This is a genomic window from uncultured Campylobacter sp., assembly GCF_937949835.1.
Taxonomy (GTDB): Bacteria; Campylobacterota; Campylobacteria; order Campylobacterales; family Campylobacteraceae; genus Campylobacter_B.
This window is the reverse complement of record NZ_CALEDC010000227.1, coordinates 1-1,885: the sequence shown is the minus strand read 5'-3', so window position 1 is coordinate 1,885 and position 1,885 is coordinate 1. Positions and strand designations below refer to the sequence as shown.

The following is a 1,885-nucleotide window of genomic DNA, read 5'->3' as shown; positions in this document are numbered from 1 at the left end:
ACGCCGCCCATACCGGGCACCTGTCCGACGCAACCCCTCCCGTCGCACACGGCGCATACGGCGGCATCGGCATCGCGCTATTTTTAGGCATCTCGCCCGTGCTGGGAGCTAGCGTATTTGCGCTGTTTTTGGGGCTGCTCATCGCCTACGTCACGCTGCGAAACACCGAGCGCTTCGACGCCGTAATCGGCGCGATATGGGCGTTTGGAATGGCGCTGGGGATAATCTTCGCCGATCTTACGCCTGGATACAAATCCGATCTGATGAGCTTTTTATTCGGCTCGATCTTAGCGATAAATCATGAAAATTTAATCTTCATCGGCATTTGCGGCGCGGCATTTGCGGCGCTTACGGCGTGCTTTTACAGGCAGTTTTTAGCGATCAGCTTCGATAAGGAATTTGCTCTGCTGCGCGGAGTGAATACGAGCGTCTTTTACTATGTCCTCGTAGTGATGGCGAGCCTCGCGGTGGTCGCGTCGATTCAGATCGTGGGGCTAATCTTAGTAATCTCGCTGATGACGATCCCGCCCTTCATCGCCGAAAAAATTTCAAAAAGCCTAGGCTCGATGATGGCGATAAGCTGCGCGCTATCGGCGCTTTTCTGCGCGGCGGGGCTTGTTTTGAGCTTTAAGCTCAATCTAACCAGCGGCGCTTCGATAATCCTAGTCGCCTCGGTCTGTTTTTTCGTAAGCTCGATCTTTAGCAAACTTCGCGCCTAAAAGCCCGCCCAGCTCGCTAAGCAGGATGCCCGCGAGTATCAGCGCCGCACCCAAAATTTGAAGCGCGCTTAGCTTCTCGCCGAAAGCATACCCCATAATACCCGCGCTTACGGGCTCCAGCGCGAAAATCAGCACCGTTTTTATCTCGCTTACGCCGCGGTTTTGCGCCATTGTTTGGATCACGAACGCCGCGACGGTGGCAAAGATCGAGGTCAAAACCAGCGCGAAAACGAAATCGAAGTTCGGCGAAAAGATCAAATTTCCAAACACCTTTATCTCGCCTTCAAATTCCGCGTGCGGGACGAAAACTGCCGCGATTAGCGCGCAGACGCAGACGCAGATAAACTGCACGATCACAAAGCCGTAGAGATTGCTTTTGTGCGCACAGACGCCCGTAAATACGATATGAAGCGCGTATGCAAACGCCGAAATCAGCGTCAGTCGCTCGCCTATGCCAAATCCCACCGCGCCGCTTGCTCCACTTAAAAAATACAGCCCCAAAAGCGCCACGACCGCACCGCCAAAGGCGCTCGCACCGACTTTTTTACCAAAAAAAGCAAGCATTAAAAAGGGCACGATGACGACGTTGAGCCCCAAAATGAACGCCACCGTCGATGACAGCGCATAATCAAGCGCTATGGTCTGGCACGAAAAATCGCAAAATAGCATCAGCCCGCAAAACACGCCCCGCCCTATCGTGCCGCGGTCAAATTTGACGCCGAAGCGCAGGCAGGCGAGGTAGGTAAAAATGCTCGCCGCCAAAAAGCGCCAAAATAAAAAGCTAAAAACGTCGCCGCTATGCAGCGCGCGCTGAACCGGCACGAAGGTACAGCCCCAAACGATCGCTACGAAAAGTAGCCCCAGATCCCACAGCCTGCTAGGCGGAGCGGGGTTTTGCGCACGGCTTTGCGCGGAATTAGAATTTTGCCCGAAACTCTGCACGGAATTCGAGCTTTGCGTGCAGTTTTGCGTAGAGGCAGAATTTTGCGCGGCAGCAGGGCTCTGCGTAGAATTAGAGCTTTGCGCGAAATCGAAATTCTGCGCGGAATTTAAGCTTCGAGCGGAGCTAGAATTCTCTGCCGAATTAGATTTCTTCGCAAAATTCCGCGCCTTAAAATTTTTCAATCCAAAGCTCTGCGGCGTATGAGCGGAGTCCGGATCGTTTG

At 53.5% G+C, this 1,885-nt stretch carries 2 protein-coding genes; one reads left to right on the top strand and one right to left on the bottom strand.

The features are described 5' to 3' along the window. Nucleotides 1–719 (top strand): metal ABC transporter permease (locus Q0256_RS05210; RefSeq protein WP_297960756.1); only part of this gene is annotated, 719 nt, incomplete at its 5' end. On the opposite strand, the gene Q0256_RS05205 is transcribed toward Q0256_RS05210, so the two are convergent. After that, nucleotides 663–1,885, bottom strand: a 1,223-nt coding sequence (locus Q0256_RS05205) for a DMT family transporter (RefSeq protein WP_297960753.1), incomplete at its 5' end; no start/stop codon positions are given. The genes Q0256_RS05210 and Q0256_RS05205 overlap by 57 nt on opposite strands.